Below are 18,589 nucleotides of genomic sequence, written 5' to 3'. Positions count from 1 at the left end.
GGGCAGGGCGTCGGGGTGGTGAGGAGCCAGCGCGTGACGGCGCGGGCCGCGAGCGGCCGGAAGCCTACCGGCTGGGGCTTGCCGCGCAGGTTTCTGTTGACGTAGGCGCGCAGGGCCATGCCGAGCTGCCGGGCGACGGATCGCCGCGTACGGCCAGCGCGCGCATGATGAGCGAGGCCGTGCCACCCGGCCCAAAGCCTGGCAGACGGAGACGCCGGAAAGCGCCGACGAGGTAACCGCCGGGCGGCCCGGTTGAGGAGGCGGGGTGGCAGGATGACGCGGTGTCCGACTCTCTGCACGAACCGTGGCTGCGCGGCATCGCCTTCAATCCGGCAGCACCCTCCGACGTCCTGATACGCCTGGTGGATTCAGCGGCCGGTGAGGCCGGCCCGCTGATGTGCGCGGGTCGTGACCTGCCCGACGCCGTCATCGACGCAGCCCTGAACCACCCGGACAAAGTGATCCGCCGCGCGCTCGCGCAGAACCGGCACATCGACCCGGCACGACTCGCCCCCTTGGCGACGGACCCGTCGGGCATCGTCCGCGGGTGGCTCGCCGGCGGCACCCCCGCCCATCTCCGCCCGCGATGGGTCCGACCACTGCCCGACGACATCCTCGTCACTCTCCTGACCGCCCCAGACGGGGGCGAAGACGGCACGCTCACCGCGAACGAGATCGTCGGGGAGCTCGTTTCCTCCCGGCAGATCCCTCTGTCCTTCCACCGCTCCATGGCCGGGCACGAGCACCCCCGGCTCCGTGAACGTGCGACCTGGGAGTGGCAGTCGCTCACCGCCGCGCAGCGGGAAGCCCTGCTCGACGACCCCGACCCCGCGGTGCGGAAGGCGGCGCGGGAGCGCAGCTGGGTGCTGGATCCAGAGCGGGTGGAAGCCAGGCTGCCGTCCTACGGCTCCCGCGGCAAGCCGCTCGTGTTCGGCAGGTGTGCCCTGTCTCCCGCGCTCATCGAGCAGTGCTTCGCGGACGGCACGGTGCAACCCCTGACCCGGAACCCCCACATTCAGGTCGACGCCGTCGCCCGGCTCGCCCGCCATCCCGATGCGAGAATCCGCGAGTTGGTAGCCGCCCGGCCCGACCTGGGACCGGACCTCGTGGCGGAGCTGAGAGAGGACCCGGACGAGGACGTGCGGATGCGCGCAGACCTCCACCCCTTCCCCCGCACCTGGGCCGAGTACTGGGCGATCGACAGGGTCATCGGACACGGCCCGGACTGCACCTGCCCGATCACCGAGCCGACCGACGAGCCCTCGCCCGACTGGTTCGCCGCCTGCGCGGAGTCCAGGGAACCAGTGCTTCGCCGGGTCGCGGCGTGCTTCCCCGGCCTGCCCGCGGAACTCGCCGCGACACTCGCGCAGGACGACGACGAGGAGGTACGGATCCTGCTGGCCTGCCACCACCCCCTTGCTCCGGCCCACCTCCTGCGGGACGTCTTCGTCACCCGCTTGGCCCACCGCCCACACCTGCTGACCCTGCCCGCGTTTCCCCGCACCGGCTGGGCCCACCTCATCGGCCACCCTGATCCCGGCATACGGGCCCTGGCCGCGTCCGACCCCACCCTGCCCGAGGTCCCGGTGGAAGATCCCAATGAGTCGGTACGCCGGGCGGCCGCCGCCAACCCGAGCTTGACACCGGAAGCCCTGGAGGTCCTCCTCTGTGACTCGCGCACCGCGGAGGGCGCCGCGGCCAACCCCTCTCTCCCCGGCCCCCGCATGCACGAACTCCTCGACCACTGCCTGAACGGCGCCGCCACCTCGCCGTCGGCCAAACTACGTCGGTGAGTCAGTTGATCGGATGTGACTGTCCGATCAGTGAGCACTGATGCGATGTGGGACCGGATCGAGCCGCTGATGCCGGCCGATCCGGTCCGTGGACCGCGGTGGGCCGACCAGCAGCGATAACTCCCCTGTCCGCGGCACCGGCGAAGGAGTCACGCAGGGCGGTGGAGGCGCGAGCGGCGGCCCGGGTGCGCGAGGGCCGCCGACGCGGGGACGGAACGGGCGCGTCACCGCGAGAAGATCAGGTACAGGATCGCAGTCCCGATCACGCTGATGAGCAGGGAACCGAGGCAGCCGATCCGGTTGCTGAAGAAGAACATGACGGCCATGTACCCCGGAAGAGCCCCCGGTCGGCATGCCTGACGAGGTCGTGCGGGCGATCACAGTGTGTCTATGGTGACGGCGTCGAGGGGGACGGGGCTGTCGGAACAAGCGGCGCAGGAACCTCTGCCAGGCGTTGATCCAGCGGCCCGACCGCAGCCCCAGGACCGCGCCGAGAATCGCTGACGCGGCGACGATCACTTGCTGGTGTGGATGTGCGACCCGCCACAGCACGCAGGTCACTGTGGGAAAGAGCCACCGGGGAGCGTCGGCGGACCCTCGGAGCCGTCGAGACCACACGGCCACCGGGCGTCTCGCGAGGTGCCGACCGCACAGGTGTTTGGTCCCGGTGCAGGGGGTCAGACGTACCTGGCAGCCGTCGTCGCGGCCGGTGTGACGTCGACGGGATCGTGCGCGATCGATGACAAGGAGTGGTCGTGATGACCGTGGCGCGGCAGGGCGGTGGCGGGGGCGGTTCCAGCGGCCTCTACGACGTCCTGGAACTCATCCTCGACCGGGGGCTGGTGATCGACGCCTACATCCGGGTGTCCCTCGTGGGCATCGAGATACTCAAGATCGACATTCGTGTCGTGGTCGCCAGCGTCGACACGTACTTGCGGTTCGCCGAGGCGTGCAACCGTCTGGACCTGGAATCGGGACCGCGGAAGCCGGCCGGGCTCACCGAGCTTCCGGAGAAGATGCAGGGGGCCGGGTCCCGTGGCGCGGCCAAGGGTGTCCTCTCCGGAGCCGCGGAGGCGATGTCGGAGGCGTTCCAGCAGGCGCGGGAAGAGGGCCAGGCACAGCGACGGTAGTGACGTCACCGGCGAACCGGTCCGGGCCGGCAGGCCGTGGCCGGCGGGGGCGGCGGCGGGCAGGTCGGGCGGCCCGGCGCAGTTGCCCCGAACGTTTCGGTGCGCCTCCTCCGCTGTCCCCCCCGCCGATTTCCTTCACCGTCAGCGCCCTCGGCGCCTCCGCCAGAAGTCGCGGGCGCTTGCCGACTGGGCCCACATGCTGAAAGCGGCCGCCGCGGGCACCGCGAGTATCAGCAGCAGCGAGAGCGCGTTCCTCACCGTACGTCCCTCCTCGTCCCGACTCGCCGTGAGCCCAGGGCCATCAGCACCGTCAGGACGGCGCCGCAGCCCAAGGCCGTGATGCCCAGGACGAGGGGGACGGCCGGCGCGTGACCGCCTTTTCCTGTCAGGGGCAGGAGCACCGCGGTCGCGCCGGCGAGCAGCATCAGCGCCACGGCGATTCTCAACCTCAACATGTTTCCTCCACCTGCGAACGAGACGGCTCGTGCGCTCGCGAGCGGCACGTGCGTCCGCCCTCGATCGTCACGGAGCTGAGGGTGCCCCCGGCATCCCGGGTGAAGCCCCTGAGGTGCCCGTGGTCGCCTCGGACCTGATCAGCTCGGTCCAGGCGGCCGCCACCGTCTGGGATCGGCGTGGGGAGGCCCCTGTCCTCGGCGAAGGCGCGGCCGCGGGCTGCTCGGCGGCAGCCGAACAGCTGCGTCGACCTCATGCTGCGCCGGGAGTTCGCTGCGGATCGCTCCGTAGCCCGACGGGGTTTGCTGAAGCGCCCAGCGTCGGGAAGATTCTCGGCGGTGCACCACGACACGCAGGAATGCCCGCCACGTCGATGCGGGTCTCCGTATCAGCCGCTGGTGTCGGCGTCGCCGTCGTTCGGCGGGTTTCTCTGTCTCCTCCCGGCTGGAGGGGAGCCGTCCCCGTGCTCTTCCAGGAGCGCCGCATCCGCTCTCCTCCGGTCTTCCTTCGTCAGTTCGACCGGTGCGTTGTTGTGGACGGGGACCTCTGGGCCCACCGCGGGGGTCGGCTGCGTCGGTCGCCGATGAGCGCAGACGACAACCCGGAGAACGCCGACGGGCCCGGCGACCCCGAATGACCGCCCCGTGGCCGGAGCCGGTCACGCGGGCCGCGGACGATCCGCATCATGCTCCCCTAGTCCTTGGGCATTTCGGAATGCCATCGGCTCCAGGCGCGCGCGGCTCCCCAGGATGGAGCGACCCAGCACCGTACGGGCCGAAGGAGCCGTCCTGACCGGTCACGCCGCCCCGGCCGCCTGAGGCTCCGCCATCCGCGCGGGGCCCGAGCCGGAAGCTGCCCACCTCCACCCCGTGATCCCGTCACAGCCGACCGCGAGGAGCGGTCAGACGCCCTACGATGGCAGTCGCCGACCGCTGCAGCCCGGCCCAGGCCCGCCCGTACGGTAAGGGGAAACCATGACGAGCGACTCCAGCCCGCGCGTCCTGCTCGTCACCGCCGACGGCGCCTTGCTGGTCGAGGAGGCGGGTGGAGGCGAAGCCGGCGTCACCGTGCCGGTGTCGCTGGGCCTGCCCACGGTGAACCGCGAGGCCGCGTTGATGGCCGGCCTGCGGAAGAGGTACGGCATCGGGGGACGGGTGGCCGCCCTGGTCCGCACCGGAGCGGAAGCCGCGCCCGCCTACGCCTACGTGGTGCGGGTCACGCATTGCCCGGACGCCTCCGGCCTGCGCCCCGCGGAAGCCGGGGGCCTCCGCGGGGACGAGGAGGTCGCCGCTCTGATCCGCCGCGCCGGCGGCGTGCGGGGAGTGCTCACCCTGCCCGACCTGCGTGAGGAGGGTGAGGGCCAGGGGCCGCTGACCGCGGTGGCCGTACGGGCCGCCGGGCTGGCGGCGCGGGCGGTCCGGGACGTGGTGGCCAGCGGGCGGGTCGAGGTCGCCGCCAAGCAGGGGGCGCACGACCTGGTGACGACGGCGGATCGGGCGGCGGAGGAGGCGGCGATCGCCGAGATCCGCGGTCACCGCCCGGACGACGCGATCCTCGCGGAGGAGTCGGGCAGCCACCCCGGCACCAGCGGCGTTGAGTGGATCCTGGACCCGGTGGACGGCACGGGCAACTTCGTCCTGGGGCGGCCCGACTACGCGGTCAGCGTCGCGGCGTACCGCGACGGCGTCCCGCTGGCGGCCGTCATCCGGCGGCCGGCGGACGGCGCCTGGGCCGCGACCGGCGAGCACGGCCCGACGGGCACGCTGCCACTGGCCTGCCGGTCCACAGGCTCGCTGGCCGAGGCGGTGGTGTCCGTGGGCGTCCCGCACGACCCTGCCAAGCGGCCGGTCTCGCTACGGTTGATGGAACACCTCCTGCCGCGCGCCCGCGACTTCCGCCGGATCGGCTCCGCCTGCTGCGACCAGCTGGCGGTGGCCACTGGCACGCTCGACGCGTACGTGGGCGTGGACCTCGGCCGCTGGGACTACGCGGCGGGCATCGCGCTGGTGACGGCGGCCGGCGGCGTCGCCGAGGAGATCGAGCTGGCCGGCGGCGTGCCCGCGGTCGTCGCCGCGGCACCGGGCGTGGCCGGCGAACTCGTCGCCTTCCTGCGGTCCGTTCCGGCGGCGCGGCCGGCGGTCTAGAACGGGTCCGGCATGCCCCGCAAGGTGGGGTCGGGGCGGGTGGAGCGCGTGCGCGGCGGATTGGACCCGCCGATGTCCGCGACGAGCTGGTGGCGCAGCTCGCTGGCCAGCCGCTGCAGGTCGTCCAGCTCGCCCGGGGTCAGGGGCGTGTCCGCCCGGTCCGCCGTCTTGCTGTGGCCGTCCGGCGACCTCACGAACAGCACGTTGTCGAGGGCGTCCTCCAGGGCGAGGTAGGCCCGCTTGGAGCCCTGCGACAGGAACATCCCGTGGGCCTCCTCGGCGAAGTACCAGTTGCGGAAGGAGGCGCGGACCGGCAGCAGGTCCGATCGCATGGGTACCGGGATCAGCAGCCAGTGCCGCGGGATCTGCCGGGTGAGGTGGAAGAGCGCCTGGTGGGCCGCCAGCCGCTTGTCGCGCAGCGTGCGGTCGTACTCGTGCTCCAGGTTGAGCCGCATGGTGGACCTGTTGACGAAATAGGTGGTCGCGACACCGAGTGCCGCACCGAACACTGCGGTCAAAGCGGGAAACAAAGCCGACACGGCAGCAGTGTCCCAGAGCTACCCGGGTGCCCGAGCCGGACCTCGAGTGCGCTACGGACGACGGCGTACGGCGCCGGGCCGGGCGGTCGCAGAGGTGATACGACCGGGGCCCATTGAATGCGGGGCCACCAGGGAGAGGGCAACTCAAGAGCCCCAAGGCGGTTGCGCCTGCACCTCAGCTGCTACCGCAGACAGGTCGGCCCCGGGGGAGGGCTGGCTCGGCGTAGTTCAGCCGACTCATCGGCACCCGAGCCGGAACGACTGCGCGGTGTCGAAGTAGCGAGAACACCCTTGATCCATGAGAGGCCGCAGCCCGCTTTCCGCCGCTCGGTCATCCGGTCTGCCCAGATGCCGGGCCTGCTGCGAGCGGAAGGGCTCAGCGCAGCCGTCGCGCACGCAGCACCAGGTCGTCGGTATGGTGCGCGCCGGCGCCGCCGTCGGGTGACACGCGTGGTCGCTGCTCGTTCACCTCCACCTTCCAGTCGTCGGTGAGCAGGGCGGCGACCATCGAGGGCCAGACGTAGTCAGCCGGGTCGAAGCCGCTCTCGTGCGCCTGCTGGGTGTCCATCCCCGCGTGGTGTACGAGCAGCAGCACGCCGCCGGGTGCGACGGCCGCGAGCAGCGCTCGCTCGGCTGCGGCGTCGGGGGTGCGCAGCAGGGCTGGATACTGCGCGGAGACCAGGTCGAAGGAGGCCGGCGGGAGCGCTGCTTCCGTCAGCTCGGCGTGTACCCAGCGAACGGCGACGCCTGCGTCCCGCGCGTGCCCGGCCGCCCGCTCCAGCGCCACGCCCGAGACCTCGAGCGCGGTCACGTCCCAGCCGCCGCGCGCGAGCCAGACGGCGTCCGCGCCCTCGCCGCAGCCGACGTCGAGCACCCGCCCGGGCGTGAGCCCGGCGACCTCGGCCACGAGCGCACCGTTGGGCCGGCCGCTCCACAGCTGTTGTCGGTCGGCGTATCGGTTGTCCCACTCCGCCCGCACCGCGGGGTCTCCGACGTATCCGTCGCCAGGCAAGGAAGTGTCAGACGCGGGCGATCCCGCTGTGATGTTGTCGGTCACGGGCCCAAGGTCACCCATCGTGGCCCGGTCGCGCCACTCCTGTTGCCGCTTCGGCAAAACGGCGTCCGAGGGGCGAGGAACAGCCGGGCGTGGTCCCATATCTCGGTGGCCATCGCGTCGCTCTGTGCCCGGCGCGGCGATCGAGCGGCTCCGCGAACTCCTCACCACAGCTGCGTGCCCGGCGCCCCCTTGAACGGTCCCCGAACCTCCGAGGTGATCCAGCCGCCGTAGAAGTCGCCCTCCTGCGCCGTGACCACTTCCCCGGCGACCGTGCAGCGGTCCACACGGCTCGGATAGAAGGCGAAGAAGCCGGCGAGGGCCGCGTACGCGGGCTCGGGACGGGGATACGTCCAGGCGGCGCCGGCGCGCACGTCGTCGCCCATGACGACGTCCCAGTACCGGGCCACCCCCTTCCACTCGCACCAGGTCCGCCCCGCGGCCGCCGGGAACAGGAACTCCGTACGGACGTCCTGCGGGGGGACGTAGAACACCGGGGGATGGCTGGTCTCCAGCACCCGGATCGTCCTGCGGCTCTCGGCCACCACCTGGCCGGCGCACTCGACGACCACGACGCGGTCGTCCTGGCTCATGGTGGGCGGCCGCGGGTAGTCCCAGACGGACTCGGGCCCGCGCGGCGCGGATCGCGGCGCGGGCTCGTCCAGCGGATCCAGGTACACCTCGTCCTCGTAGCACCAGGCCCAGCCGCCGTCGCGTGCCAGGCTGCGGACCACCGGGTGCCCGGCGGCCTCGAAGTGGGCCGTGGCGTGGGCTCCGGGAGCGCTGTCGTTGCAGCCCACGTGGCCGCAGGTCAGGCAGAGCAGCAGGTCGGCCGACGCCCGTCCGCGCGCCGCGCAGGCCGGGCACGTCGCGCTCAGCGGCGTCGGATCGGCCGTACAGGTGTGGGAGCAAGGTTTCCCGGACGGCCGTCCGCCGTCGGGCCGGGGCGTCCATCTGGTCACCGGCGATCACCGGCCGGTCGAGGCGGCATCACGCGCGTCCGCCGCCTCTGCTCCCTGCGGGCATCCGTGTCGCTCACGGTCCCTCCTCTGCCGTCATCAGTCCTACACCTGCTTCGCCCCGACACCGCGCTGAGGATGCAGACCGTTGATCCCGGGTGCGCCAAGCGTTCGGGCATTGCACAGCCTGCGCATAGCGCACGAACTGGTCCAGGTCTCAGATCAGCGCGTCACGAGCCACTGGCTGCCAGGACCGGGCACTGACCGACTATGCGCAAGGGTGCGACAGGCACGGCCCGCCGGACTGGTCCTGCCGATATTCCCTGCCCGCGATCGTCGGCGAGCTGGCCAGGGCCCGGGGAAACCTGCACCGAATGACCGACCGCCTCGCGCGCAGGGACGCTGCGGCCCACTCCACCGTCGAACTCGCCCGGTTCCTGCGGGACGGCGCCCGCCATCCCTGGACGCCGCGGGTCGGCGGCCTCCAGGCCGCGCTCGGCCACGACGTGGTACACGGCTTGGACATCACGGTCGCCCTAGGCCTCAACCGGTGTGTCCCCGAGGACCGACTGCGGGTCCTGCTCGACGGAATCCGGCCCAGCGGCCTGAAGTTCTTCGGCGCCGACATCGGCGGAGTGCAGCTGTGTGCCGAAGACCTGGACTGGTCGTACGGATCAGGTTCCCCCGTGTACGGCGACGCCCAGGACCTCCTCCTGCTCGCCTTCGGCCGCAGGCTGCCACCCGGCCGGCTCCGGGGCGACGCGAGCAACCGCTTCACCACCGCCTGAACGCTGACACCGCGCCCCACAGGAAGAACCCTTCATGCGCATCCGGCTCCTCCAGGGAGTGTCCCTGCTCTCCACCGGTCTGCTCGCCGGTGCCTTCGGTCACGGCGCAGCAAACCTGGTCCCGACCTTCAACGCCGTGCCGCTCGACATGAGACTCGCCTTCCATGCCGAGCTGATGAAAACGAACGCGATCACCATGCAGGGAGCCATGGCGGTCTCCGCCCCCAGCTCCCTCGCCCTGGCCGCCTTCACGCGAGGCAGGCCCCGAGTCCTCGCCGCCACGGCTGGGTCCCTGACCGTCGCGTCCTTCCTGACCACTCGCTTCGGGAACGTCCCGATCAACGGCCGCATCAAGCAGTGGGCCGCCACCGGGCCGCCGGCGGACCACGCGGGCATCCTGCGCCGCTGGGAGCTGTTCAACGACGCCCGGACTCTCACCGCCATGGCGGCCTTCGCCCTCCTCACCTTCCTCACTCTGCGGAAGACCACTCCGCACCCGACGGCAGACACAGCGCGGAGGACGGCCTGATCCCGCGGTCGTCCCTGCGCTGTCCGCGCAACGCGGTGGGGTGGGTCATCCGGAGCTGACGCCCGACGAAACGGCCCCCGTGACCGGCTCCCAACAGCGTGCGCGATGCACTGAGCCGGCTGTCGGTGCGGGCCGAGGACCGCACCGGCCTTAAACGCGGCACGTTCAGGCACTGGAGCGGCGCTGCAACACCCGCAGCGAGGTCCTCGAAGCCGAAGCCGTCACCCCGTCCGAACAGGGCCCACGCTGCGCCCCAGCGGCGGCGAGTGGTACAGCCCCTACGGCCTGGACATCGAGCACCTGGTCCCGTTCGCCGAGGCCTGGGACTCCGGCGCCTCCGGCTTCATGCCCCCGCCACCTGGCTGCCCCCGGGTGCCGGCCACCGCTGCCGATGGGGTTCGGACACTTTTGCGGTGATGCTGCGCGGCAGGGACGCATCCGGCACGGTAGGTGCTGGGGAATGGTTGGTGAGGGTTCGGGTCGGTGTACCCGTTCGAGCGCCTGCCGTCACGAGGGATACGGGAGGCGGTGCGCTCCTGGGCCCGCGGCGCGGCGGCGTTGGCGGGCCCGGTCCGGCACCGGACGGGGCCGGCTGATCGTGCGGTAGCGGGCCCGCCACGATCCGCTCGCCCCGGGGCGGGACGCCGTCGGCTGACGCCGACGGCCCTCTGTGTGCCGGCCGGTGGCCGTGGTAGCGCGAGTTTTTGCAGAACGTTCTTCCGATGGGCAGTCGCGGTTGGGGGAGGGAGTGTGCGACGGTGGGCCGTCACCACCGCCGTCAACGGCACGTCCGTACGCATCACACCGCGCGGAGACATCGACTACGACACCGTCCCCCCGCTGCGCGCTGCCATCGACGCGCTACCAGCACACGTGATCGACCTGCTCTGGGACCTGAACCGCTTCATGGACGTCGTCGGCCTCCACCTGCTCTTCGCGCCCGCCCCCCTTGACGCACCTGACCGCAGGACGACCGTGACGGGCCTGCGCCAGCAGCCGCTGCGACTGCTGCTTCTGGCCGCCGGTACGCGGCCCGACACTTTCGATCTGGTGAGCCGCCCGGACGCAGGTGTCACGGAGGCAAGCAGCGCCAGGTGATTGCTGGGCGGTGGTCTGGTCGTCAGCGGCTGCCACCTCCCCACAGCGTCGCGTGCAGCCGAGCATCAAGGGCGACGCCTCGTGACGGAAAGCATGCCCCCAGCTTCTCGCGCTGGTCGGGTGACTCGAAACCCAAGATCGGGGAACCGGAAGAGATGCCCTGCCCCATAAGGGGAGGGCCGGGTCTCCGGACGCCCGGCTCCCTCACCGGAAGAAGGACCATGATGGCGCACGAAGAAGACGGTGGGCAGGCCGTGCCGAACACCCCGGGCATGCGTTCCGACGGCGACGGCGTCACACGCCGCCGTCCGCTGCGCCAGCAGCACGTCGAGGAGACGGTCGAGGTCGCGGTGCCGGTCCGCACGGCCTACAACCAGTGGACGCAGTTCAAGACGTTCCCGCGCTTCTCGACCGTGGTGCGCGACGTCGAGCAGATCAGGCCTACCGTCACCGCGTGGACCATCGGCTACGGCCCCCTGCGGCACCGTTTCGCGGTCGAGATCGTGGAACAGGACCCCGACGCCTACCTGGCCTGGCGTGGCCTGGAGCAGCACCCCACCCACCAGGGCGAGGTGGAGTTCAGGCCGACGGAGTCCGGTGGCACCGCGATCACGGTCCGGATGCTCCTCCAGCCGCAGGGGGCCGCGAAGGTCCTCACCCGCTCGTCCAGGGCCGTGGGGCTGACCGTGCGACTGGTGCGCGGGGAACTGGAGAGCTTCAAGCACTTCATCGAAGGACTCGGTCAGGAGGGCGGTGCCTGGCGCGGCACCATCCGCAACGGCCGTGTCCAGCACGACACCCCGGAACCGCCCAGGAGCCGTGTCGCCCAGTGGCCCGTCGGCTGATCCGCGTACCGCACACGGCAAGAGAAAGGCCAAGCGATGCAGAACCCGCCCGGTGAGGAGCCGGAGACCTCCCTCTCCGTGACACCGCCGAAGAAGTGGGCGGCCGGGGTCCCCGCCGTCATGCACGCGCTGGAGTACTCCCTGGAGCAGACCTCCCCGGGCAGGACCGGGGTCGACCTGCTCACCATGAACCAGGTGGGCGGGGTCGACTGCCCCGGCTGCGCGTGGGCGGACCCCGCCCCGGGCCGGCGCCACCGCAACGAGTACTGCGAGAACGGCGCCAAGCACATCAACGACGAGGCCACCACGCGCCGGATCACCGCCGACTTCTTCCGCGAGCACAGCGTGTCCGATCTGGCGGCCCGTTCCGACATGTGGCTCAACCAGCAGGGCCGGCTCACCGAGCCGATGATCAAACGGCCCGGATCGGACCACTACGAGCCCATCGGCTGGAACGACGCCCTGGGCGTCCTCGCGCAGGAACTCAAGGGGCTGGACTCGCCCGACGAGGCGGTCTTCTACACCTCCGGCCGGGCCAGCAACGAGGCCGCCTTCGTCTTCCAGCTCTTCGCCCGCGCCCTGGGCACCAACAACCTGCCCGACTGCAGCAACATGTGCCACGAATCCAGCGGCTTCGCCCTGAACGAGACGCTCGGCGTCGGCAAGGGCACCGTGAGTCTCGACGACCTCCACCACGCGGACCTGATCTTCCTGGTGGGGCAGAACCCGGGCAGCAATCATCCGCGGCAGCTGTCGGCCCTGGAGGAGGCCAAGCGCAACGGCGGCCGCATCGTGGCGGTGAACCCGCTGCCGGAGGCGGGGCTGCGACGCTTCAAGAACCCGCAGAAGCCGCGCGGGGTCGTGGGGCGGGGCACTCAGATCGCCGACCGCTTCCTGCACATCAAGCCGGGCGGGGACCTCGCCCTGTTCCAGGCACTGAACCGGCTGCTGCTGGAGGCGGAGGACGCGCGTCCCGGCACCGTCCTGGACCACGACTTCATCAACGCCCACACCTCCGGGTTCGAGGAGTTCGCCCGGCACGCCCGCACCGTCGACTGGGACGACGTGCGCGCGGCGACAGGACTGACCCGGGAGGAGATCGAGAAGGTCCGCGACGAGGTCCTGCGCAGCGAACGCGTCATCGTGTGCTGGGCGATGGGCATCACCCAGCACAAGCACGGCGTGCCCACCATCCGGGAGATCGTCAACTTCCTGATGTTGCGCGGCAATCTGGGGCGCGCGGGCACGGGCGCCTGCCCGGTGCGCGGCCACAGCAACGTCCAGGGCGACCGCACCATGGGCATCTGGGAGCAGATGCCGGACACCTTCCTGGACGCCCTGCAGAAGGAGTTCGGCTTCGACCCGCCGCGCCCGCACGGCCTGGACTCGGTGAACTCGATCAAGGCGATGCTGGAGGGCCGCGTCAAGTTCTTCCTCGCCCTGGCCGGGAACTTCGTGCGCGCGGCGCCCGACAGCGAGGTCACCGAGAAGGCGATGCGTTCGTGCCGGCTGACCGCCCACATCTCCACCAAGCTCAACCGCTCGCACACCGTCTGCGGCGACACCGCCCTGATCCTGCCGACGCTGGGGCGCACCGAGCGTGATGTCCAGGCCGACGGCGAGCAGTTCGTCACCGTCGAGAACTCCATGAGCCAGGTGCACACCTCCCGGGGACGGCTCGAACCGGCCTCGCGCATGCTGCTGAGCGAGGTCGCCATCCTGTGCCGGCTCGCCCGGCTGAGCGTCGACGGCGAGAAGGACATTCCCTGGGCGAAGTTCGAGGGCGACTACAACACCATCCGCGACAGCATCTCCCGGATCGTGCCGGGCTTCCACGACTTCAACGCCCGGGTGACCCGCCCGGGAGGCTTCCAGCTACCCAACCCGGTCAACGAGGGCGTGTTCAGGACCGAGACCGGGAAGGCCCGCTTCACCTGCAACGAGCGGGTGGTCCCCCGGGCCCCCGAGGGTCACCTGCTGCTGCAGACCTTGCGCTCGCACGACCAGTGGAACACCGTTCCGTACACCAACAACGACCGCTACCGCGGCATCCACGGCAGCCGCCACGTGATCCTCGTCAACCCGGCCGACCTGTCCGAACTCGGCCTCGTCCAGGGCGACCGCGTAGACCTGGTGAGCCTCTGGGAGGACGGCACCGAGCGCAGGGCCGAGAACTTCGAGGTCGTGTCCTACCCCGCGGCCAAGGGTTCGGCCGCCGCCTACTACCCGGAGACGAACGTCCTGGTGCCGCTCGACAGCGTCGCCGACCTGAGCAACCAGCCCACGTCGAAGGGCATCGTCGTCCGCCTCGAACCCACGGGCGACCGATCCCGACCGGCATCCGTCTGACCGAAACCGACGACGCCGCCGCAACCTCCGCCGGAGTCGAGGCGGCCGTCGACCGCGCCGGCGATCGGAACCTGGACCGTCAGCGCTTGTAGAGACGGGAGCGCCGGTACGACACGGATACCGGCCCTCCCGCATCCGGACCAGTACGACGCGCCCACGCTGCTCACCCGCCGCGTCGCCGTAGCACATTTGCGTGGCGATCTGATCACAAAGACCTGACGGAAACTTCGCGGAGTCGTCCGGATGCCTCGGCGAGCCGGCGGCGGCCGTGGTGCCGACGCCCACCAGGCATAGGTGAGAAGTGGCAGGGCATCCGGGGTGAGGATCCGGGGTGCCGCCCGTACGTCATGGGCCTTGAAGGGGTGAGAAGGTGAAGGGCTTCCGCAGTTTCATCCTGCGCGGCAACGTGGTCGACCTGGCAGTCGGCATCGTGATCGGAGCGGCGTTCACCGCCGTCGTCAACGGCTTCGTCAGCGCCTTTTTGACCCCGCTCGTGGGACTGGCCACCGGTGCCACCGGCGACATGGCCCGCAAGACCTTCACGGTAGGCGCCACCAAGTTCCCCTACGGAGCCTTCATCAACGCGGCGATCAGTTTCCTGCTCATCGCCAGCGCCCTGTACTTCCTCGTCGTACTCCCGATCAACAAGGTGCACGAGCGTCTCGCTCCCCACCACGACGTCCAAGCCCCCAAGCGGGACTGCCCCGAATGCCTCAGCCCCGTCCCGGCCCAGGCCCGACGCTGCGCCTCCTGCACCGTCCCCCTGCCCGCGGTGCCCGCCCAGGCCGGGGAGGCAACCCAGCGGGCCGGGTGACCGGCGTCCTCCCCGCCGACGCCGGGGTACTCCGTGGACAGCGTGCTCGCGCGCCTCTTCCCGGACGTCCTCGGCCGCCCTGGACCCGCGAAGGTGGTGCGACAGGTCGGGAGGCAGGGGGAGTCCCACGCCGGGGGCCCCGGCCGCACGTACAAGTTCGCGGCGGCGCAGCGGGTCCCCGGCGATGTGGGAGTCGATGTCGAGTCTCGAGTCAGGGCGGTCCCCGCTTCACGCCCTGCTTGCGCTGGTCGACCGGGGACGGACCAGCGGCGGCCGACGGTGCGGTCGTCGCGGCGGTTGCGGATCGTGGACGCCGAGCACGTGGTGTCGGCGATCGCCTCGTAGGAGCAGCCGAACCGCAACACTTGGTTGAGTTGGTCGAACACGGTCTCACCGATCCGCCGCCGATGACACCCTCGTGGGTGCGCAGGATCGGCCACTGGCCGGGCCACGCGTGCGGCCTCTAGGCCGTCTCGAGCAGCAGCGCGCTGAGCTCCACGGGCATGGTGATCATGCAGTCGTGGCCGGTCGGCAGCTCGCGTACTCGTTCGCCTGCCGGGACAGGACGCCGGATGATGCCCGCGGGCCGGCCCTCGAGGCAGTGGATGTGTGTACGCGGGACCGTGCGCGCGGCCGGGTCGTCCAGCAGGACCGGCTCCCGCAGGCACCGCACCGGCTGGTCCGACAGCATGGAGCGCAACCAGGCGAGGTCGTCGGGATCGGTGACGCCGAACAAGCCGAGCGGCGGCGGCTGCTCGGGCAGCGGAGGAACCCGCCAGCCGTCCACGGCGAGGTCGATGAGCTGCTTGGTGACAGGGAGGACGTCGACAGCGGTCTCGCCGTCTTCGGGGACCATCGCGTCGAGGAACACCAGATGCGCGATCCGCCTGGGGACCCGGTTGGCGACTCCTGAGATGACCATCCCGGCGTAGCTGTGCCCGACGAGCACGACGTCGTGGAGGTGCTCGTCTTCGATCAGGTCGGCGACGTCGTCGATGTGGGTGCCGAGCCCGATCTCGGGGCTCAGCAGGTGTGCCTTGTCGCCGTAGCCGGTCAGCGACGGCGCGAGCACCCGGTGCCCGGCCGCCTCCAGCAGCGGGACCACCCGGTCCCAGCTTCGCCCGTTGTGCCAGGCGCCGTGTACCAGTAGGAATGTGGCCATGGTCGTGTGGTTCCTCCGCGTGCCTCGGTACTCTTTGGTAACCGCGAACATCGTGATCCCCACGACGCTCCCCGGGCAATACGGCACTTTTCGGTGCCCCGGTTCTCAGGAGGTAACCGTGCAGGACCCGTGCCGGGCCCGTGAAGTCCTCGGGATCGTAGGGGACAAGTGGGCGCTGCTGATCGTGCGCATGCTCAAGGACGAGCCGTTGCGCTTCACCGAGCTCAAGCGGGCCATCGACGGCATCAGCCAGCGCATGCTCACCGTGACGTTGCGCGACCTCGAACGCGACGGGATCCTGACGCGCACGGTCCGCAACGTCATGCCGCCGCACGTCAGCTACGAACTGACCGCGATGGGCCGGAGCCTGCGCGAGGCCACCGCGCCGCTGCTCGAATGGAGCATCACACACCTGCCACACATCGACGCCGCTCGCACGGCCTACGACGACCGCTGACGAGCAAGGCGGCTGTCAGCCGCCAGTCGCCTCTCTGGTTCGCCGCCACACCGGGGACACGCTGCGCTCGACCGTCGTCTACGAGCGCGAGTGCGCACGCAGCGGTGCGACGACGGCCCGCGCGGTCGGCGACGAGGTCACCCCAGCACCGTCGCGGCCGAGCACTGGGCCGTCAGGACGAGGACAGCCCGGTCATCGTCGATGTCCGGTGTAGAGCACCAGGCTCTCGGCCGGACGCAGGTGGAGGTGACGTGCCCGCAGGTGCGGATTGCTGACGATGCCGAGGAGTGATCCGTCGCAGTCTACGGGCCGAGGGGTGCGCGTGTCGCCGAGGTGGAGCGGGAGGGTGTGGCCGGCGCGGACGAAGGTGAGGTGGAGGCCGCCGTCGGGGTGGGGGGTGAGGTGGCCGTAGACAAGGGTGACGAAGCCGGTTCCGTGACTGTGGGGGCGGTCGAGTCAACCCCTGGCAGGTGACGACGTCGGCGAGGGTACGTCGAGACCCGAGGTCAGGTCGGTGTCGACGTGGCCCACGGGCCGACGAGTTGGACCGCGCGGTCGCCGCGACGCCGGCGGGCCGGTCGATGAGACGCTTCGCCGGGCTGCTCATCGAAGCGGAGGTGCGCGACCTCGCCGAGCATCCGGATCCGGCCGGACTGAACGTGCAGTTGAACGGCTTCCACGGTGACGGCCGGCCGGCCCCGGCCCGTGGCGGCGGCGTGCTGGTGGGCGCGGACGCTGGTGGAGTCGGTCTGGACGAGCCGTCGATGTCGCCGGCCGCGTCCGCACGGGCCTGGACCTGCTGCAACGCTTGGGTGAACACACCGAGCCGGGTGGCATGAGTGCGCTGGTCCGGGTTTCGTACTCGCAGCAGGTTTCCTGGGCTTTCACCCTGCCCCTTCGGCCTGGCGTCTCACTTTCCGGCCCTGTGTCTTTCTACGGTCGGTGCAGGACGACGAACGGCAGAAGGAGACGGTTTCCCGATGAGCACCATCACCCTGTACGGCGCCACCGGCACCATCGGCTCGCGTGTGCTGGAGGAGGCGCTGCGCCGCGGCCACACGCTGACCGCGGTGGTCCGCGACCCGGCGAAGATGACGGTCACGCACCCGAGGCTGACGGTGGTGGCCGGCGATGTGACGGACGCGGCGTCGGTGGCCGAGCACGCCCAGGGCGCGGACGTGGTGGTCTGCGCGGTCGGCGGCGGCGATGGGCCGGGCCACCAGGCGCTGATCAAGCCGTCCTTCGAGGCCTTGGTGGCGGGTCTGCGCACGCTTGGTACGAATGCCCCGCGGCTGGTCACGGTGGGCGGGGCGGGCTCGCTGCGCGTGGCGGACGGCAAGCGGGTGTGGGACGCCGAAGGCCTGCCGGAGTTCCTGCTGCAGATCATGCACGCGCACGGTGACGCACTGGACTTCCTGCGCACCGTCACCGACGTGCAGTGGACCAACCTCTCGCCCGCCGGCACCATCGCCCCGGGCGAACGCACGGGCGAATACCGCGAAAGCCTGGAAGACCTGATCACCGATGCGGACGGTCAGAGCCGGATCTCCACCGAGGACTATGCGGTGGCGCTGGTGGACGAGATCGAGGAGCCCAAGCACATCGGGGAGCGGTTCACCGTGGCGTACTGAAGACCCTGCCTTCGCACCCCGGGGGCCCAGGCCATTGCGGCCCGGGACCCTCGGGGTGTGATCAAAATGCCTCGGCGTTGACGCGGTTCTCGTACTCGCATCGGGCCTTGCGCTGGGCCGGGATGGCCGGGCGCCCTGGGCGCCGTCGAGTGGCTGGCAGCGATCGAGGAGCTGGCGGTGGACCGCGGGGGTGGTGCTGACGCGCAGGGTGTAGCCCTGGCCTCGTCGTACGGACACCCCTTGGTCGAGCGCGGCTCGCTCGGCGGGCTCCAGCGCGGAGGTGCGGAGGTGCGGAGGTGCGGAGGAAGTCGGCGACCTGGCCCGGCATGTAAGTGGTGACCGGTGGCTCCGGGACTGGGCGGCCTCCTGGTCGGCGGTGTGGTCGGGCATGAGGCCGGCGACTGCTGTGCGGATGGCGCGGCGGCTGACGCCGTGGTTGCGGGCGAGGACGGCGATCGAGCGGCCCTCCAGGTGGGCCGTGCGCACGACGTCAGTCTTGTGGGACGCCACGGCGGGGCGGCGCCCGCCCTCGCTGCCCTTCGCCCCGGCGGCGCGCAGTCCGTCGTAGGTCAGCTCGCGCTCGAAGTCGCTCTGGAGGTCGCGCCATCGTGGATGCGCGGAGCGAGGCGGTCGAGGTGGAGGACGTCGAGCACGTCGAGGATGTGCCCGGTGCCGCGGACGAGGCGGAACATCTCGGAGATGTGCACGGTGTCGCCCGGCCGGGCGCAGCCGAGGAGCGCGCCGAACTTCGGGCGCTTGAGGCAGTGGAGGCGGCTGGAGGTGCCGCCGTCCTCCTTGAAGGTGACCGGGACGCGGCCGTGGCCGTTGGGCGGGCGGCCCACCG

Annotated in this window: 18 protein-coding genes and 3 pseudogenes; 13 read left to right on the top strand and 8 right to left on the bottom strand. The window is 71.2% G+C overall.

Going from position 1 to position 18,589, the window contains the following annotated elements:
* Positions 1 to 281 precede the first annotated feature (281 nt).
* From IG05_RS0116360 to gvpJ, 3 genes and pseudogenes are all read left to right on the top strand, one after another.
* Positions 282 to 1,793 carry a hypothetical protein gene (locus IG05_RS0116360; protein WP_030343235.1) on the top strand — a complete coding sequence of 504 codons (1,512 nt, stop codon included), beginning with the start codon at positions 282 to 284 and terminating at the stop codon, positions 1,791 to 1,793.
* A 15-nt stretch (positions 1,794 to 1,808) separates the two neighbouring features.
* Positions 1,809 to 1,910, top strand: a pseudogene (locus tag IG05_RS48390) (IS5/IS1182 family transposase); the annotation flags it as partial.
* Positions 1,911 to 2,551: 641 nt separating this feature from the next.
* Entirely contained in the window at positions 2,552 to 2,923 is a 372-nt protein-coding gene (gene gvpJ / locus IG05_RS0116350) for a gas vesicle protein GvpJ (RefSeq protein ID WP_030343233.1), read from the top strand.
* Positions 2,924 to 3,177: 254 nt separating this feature from the next.
* Here gvpJ and IG05_RS0116340 read toward each other — a convergent pair whose 3' ends face one another.
* Positions 3,178 to 3,378 (bottom strand): hypothetical protein, encoded by a 201-nt coding sequence (locus IG05_RS0116340; protein ID WP_030343232.1) that lies wholly within the window; start codon positions 3,376 to 3,378, stop codon positions 3,178 to 3,180.
* Between the two features lie 972 nt (positions 3,379 to 4,350).
* Between IG05_RS0116340 and IG05_RS43695 the strand changes: the two genes are divergently transcribed.
* Positions 4,351 to 5,520: an inositol monophosphatase family protein gene (locus IG05_RS43695; RefSeq protein ID WP_051789902.1), complete on the top strand. Its 1,170-nt coding sequence runs from the start codon at positions 4,351 to 4,353 to the stop codon at positions 5,518 to 5,520.
* On the opposite strand, the gene IG05_RS0116325 is transcribed toward IG05_RS43695, so the two are convergent.
* The 3 genes from IG05_RS0116325 to IG05_RS50575 all read right to left on the bottom strand — a co-directional run bounded on the left by IG05_RS0116325 (position 5,517) and on the right by IG05_RS50575 (position 8,075).
* Positions 5,517 to 6,038, bottom strand: coding sequence for a hypothetical protein (locus IG05_RS0116325; RefSeq protein ID WP_158838896.1), 522 nt, complete (start codon positions 6,036 to 6,038; stop codon positions 5,517 to 5,519). The genes IG05_RS43695 and IG05_RS0116325 overlap by 4 nt on opposite strands.
* 397 nt (positions 6,039 to 6,435) lie before the next feature.
* Positions 6,436 to 7,116: a class I SAM-dependent methyltransferase gene (locus IG05_RS0116320; RefSeq protein WP_030343227.1), complete on the bottom strand. Its 681-nt coding sequence runs from the start codon at positions 7,114 to 7,116 to the stop codon at positions 6,436 to 6,438.
* Positions 7,117 to 7,277: 161 nt separating this feature from the next.
* Positions 7,278 to 8,075 carry a DUF427 domain-containing protein gene (locus IG05_RS50575; RefSeq protein ID WP_078894229.1) on the bottom strand — a complete coding sequence of 266 codons (798 nt, stop codon included), beginning with the start codon at positions 8,073 to 8,075 and terminating at the stop codon, positions 7,278 to 7,280.
* A gap of 371 nt (positions 8,076 to 8,446) precedes the next feature.
* On the opposite strand from IG05_RS50575, the gene IG05_RS0116310 reads away from it, so the two are divergent.
* The 6 genes from IG05_RS0116310 to mscL all read left to right on the top strand — a co-directional run bounded on the left by IG05_RS0116310 (position 8,447) and on the right by mscL (position 14,495).
* Positions 8,447 to 8,860, top strand: coding sequence for a hypothetical protein (locus tag IG05_RS0116310; protein ID WP_324605011.1), 414 nt, complete (start codon positions 8,447 to 8,449; stop codon positions 8,858 to 8,860).
* A 34-nt stretch (positions 8,861 to 8,894) separates the two neighbouring features.
* Positions 8,895 to 9,389, top strand: coding sequence for a DUF1772 domain-containing protein (locus tag IG05_RS0116305; protein ID WP_051789899.1), 495 nt, complete (start codon positions 8,895 to 8,897; stop codon positions 9,387 to 9,389).
* Between the two features lie 750 nt (positions 9,390 to 10,139).
* Positions 10,140 to 10,487 carry a hypothetical protein gene (locus IG05_RS0116300; protein ID WP_030343219.1) on the top strand — a complete coding sequence of 116 codons (348 nt, stop codon included), beginning with the start codon at positions 10,140 to 10,142 and terminating at the stop codon, positions 10,485 to 10,487.
* Between the two features lie 224 nt (positions 10,488 to 10,711).
* Positions 10,712 to 11,332, top strand: coding sequence for an SRPBCC family protein (locus tag IG05_RS0116295; RefSeq protein ID WP_030343217.1), 621 nt, complete (start codon positions 10,712 to 10,714; stop codon positions 11,330 to 11,332).
* A 36-nt stretch (positions 11,333 to 11,368) separates the two neighbouring features.
* Positions 11,369 to 13,681 carry an FdhF/YdeP family oxidoreductase gene (locus tag IG05_RS0116290; protein ID WP_030343216.1) on the top strand — a complete coding sequence of 771 codons (2,313 nt, stop codon included), beginning with the start codon at positions 11,369 to 11,371 and terminating at the stop codon, positions 13,679 to 13,681.
* A 370-nt stretch (positions 13,682 to 14,051) separates the two neighbouring features.
* Complete coding sequence (gene mscL / locus IG05_RS0116285) at positions 14,052 to 14,495, top strand: large conductance mechanosensitive channel protein MscL (protein ID WP_030343214.1); 444 nt, start codon at positions 14,052 to 14,054, stop codon at positions 14,493 to 14,495.
* Positions 14,496 to 14,779: 284 nt separating this feature from the next.
* Here mscL and IG05_RS45205 read toward each other — a convergent pair.
* Together IG05_RS45205 and IG05_RS0116275 are read right to left on the bottom strand one after the other, a co-directional pair.
* Positions 14,780 to 14,947, bottom strand: a pseudogene (locus IG05_RS45205) (IS5/IS1182 family transposase); the annotation flags it as partial.
* 11 nt (positions 14,948 to 14,958) lie between these two features.
* A complete protein-coding gene (locus IG05_RS0116275; protein WP_030343211.1) occupies positions 14,959 to 15,657 on the bottom strand; it encodes an alpha/beta fold hydrolase in 699 nt (232 codons plus the stop codon).
* A gap of 118 nt (positions 15,658 to 15,775) precedes the next feature.
* On the opposite strand from IG05_RS0116275, the gene IG05_RS0116270 reads away from it, so the two are divergent.
* Positions 15,776 to 16,114: a winged helix-turn-helix transcriptional regulator gene (locus tag IG05_RS0116270; protein ID WP_030343210.1), complete on the top strand. Its 339-nt coding sequence runs from the start codon at positions 15,776 to 15,778 to the stop codon at positions 16,112 to 16,114.
* A 192-nt stretch (positions 16,115 to 16,306) separates the two neighbouring features.
* On the opposite strand, the pseudogene IG05_RS45200 reads toward IG05_RS0116270, so the two are convergent.
* Positions 16,307 to 16,537 (bottom strand): annotated as a pseudogene (locus IG05_RS45200) (SpoIIE family protein phosphatase); the annotation flags it as partial.
* Between the two features lie 158 nt (positions 16,538 to 16,695).
* Here IG05_RS45200 and IG05_RS0116260 point away from each other — a divergent pair.
* Both IG05_RS0116260 and IG05_RS0116255 read left to right on the top strand, forming a co-directional pair.
* The gene (locus IG05_RS0116260) at positions 16,696 to 16,953 is read left to right on the top strand and encodes a hypothetical protein (RefSeq protein WP_158838894.1); all 258 of its coding nucleotides are present in this window, start codon (positions 16,696 to 16,698) and stop codon (positions 16,951 to 16,953) included.
* 141 nt (positions 16,954 to 17,094) lie between these two features.
* A complete protein-coding gene (locus tag IG05_RS0116255; protein ID WP_030343206.1) occupies positions 17,095 to 17,745 on the top strand; it encodes an NAD(P)-dependent oxidoreductase in 651 nt (216 codons plus the stop codon).
* A 569-nt stretch (positions 17,746 to 18,314) separates the two neighbouring features.
* Here IG05_RS0116255 and IG05_RS49275 read toward each other — a convergent pair.
* Positions 18,315 to 18,587, bottom strand: a complete 273-nt coding sequence (locus tag IG05_RS49275; protein ID WP_234335878.1) for a recombinase family protein — start codon at positions 18,585 to 18,587, stop codon at positions 18,315 to 18,317.
* Positions 18,588 to 18,589: the final 2 nt, after the last annotated feature.

This window comes from Streptomyces sp. NRRL S-1022 (assembly GCF_000720135.1).
GTDB lineage: Bacteria > Actinomycetota > Actinomycetes > Streptomycetales > Streptomycetaceae > Streptomyces.
The sequence above is the reverse complement of the archived record's forward strand: the minus strand, read 5'-3'. Positions and strand labels throughout refer to the sequence as shown.

What these genes read in the sequence shown, in the direction of transcription:
- IG05_RS0116275 (WP_030343211.1), bottom strand. Translation starts at nt 15,657, where the DNA reads ATGGCCACATTCCTACTGGTACACGGCGCCTGGCACAACGGGCGAAGC.
- IG05_RS0116305 (WP_051789899.1), top strand. Translation starts at nt 8,895, where the DNA reads ATGCGCATCCGGCTCCTCCAGGGAGTGTCCCTGCTCTCCACCGGTCTG.
- IG05_RS43695 (WP_051789902.1), top strand. Translation starts at nt 4,351, where the DNA reads ATGACGAGCGACTCCAGCCCGCGCGTCCTGCTCGTCACCGCCGACGGC.
- gvpJ (WP_030343233.1), top strand. Translation starts at nt 2,552, where the DNA reads ATGACCGTGGCGCGGCAGGGCGGTGGCGGGGGCGGTTCCAGCGGCCTC.
- IG05_RS0116295 (WP_030343217.1), top strand. Translation starts at nt 10,712, where the DNA reads ATGGCGCACGAAGAAGACGGTGGGCAGGCCGTGCCGAACACCCCGGGC.
- IG05_RS0116260 (WP_158838894.1), top strand. Translation starts at nt 16,696, where the DNA reads ATGAGACGCTTCGCCGGGCTGCTCATCGAAGCGGAGGTGCGCGACCTC.
- IG05_RS0116290 (WP_030343216.1), top strand. Translation starts at nt 11,369, where the DNA reads ATGCAGAACCCGCCCGGTGAGGAGCCGGAGACCTCCCTCTCCGTGACA.
- IG05_RS0116310 (WP_324605011.1), top strand. Translation starts at nt 8,447, where the DNA reads ATGACCGACCGCCTCGCGCGCAGGGACGCTGCGGCCCACTCCACCGTC.
- IG05_RS0116340 (WP_030343232.1), bottom strand. Translation starts at nt 3,378, where the DNA reads ATGTTGAGGTTGAGAATCGCCGTGGCGCTGATGCTGCTCGCCGGCGCG.
- IG05_RS0116255 (WP_030343206.1), top strand. Translation starts at nt 17,095, where the DNA reads ATGAGCACCATCACCCTGTACGGCGCCACCGGCACCATCGGCTCGCGT.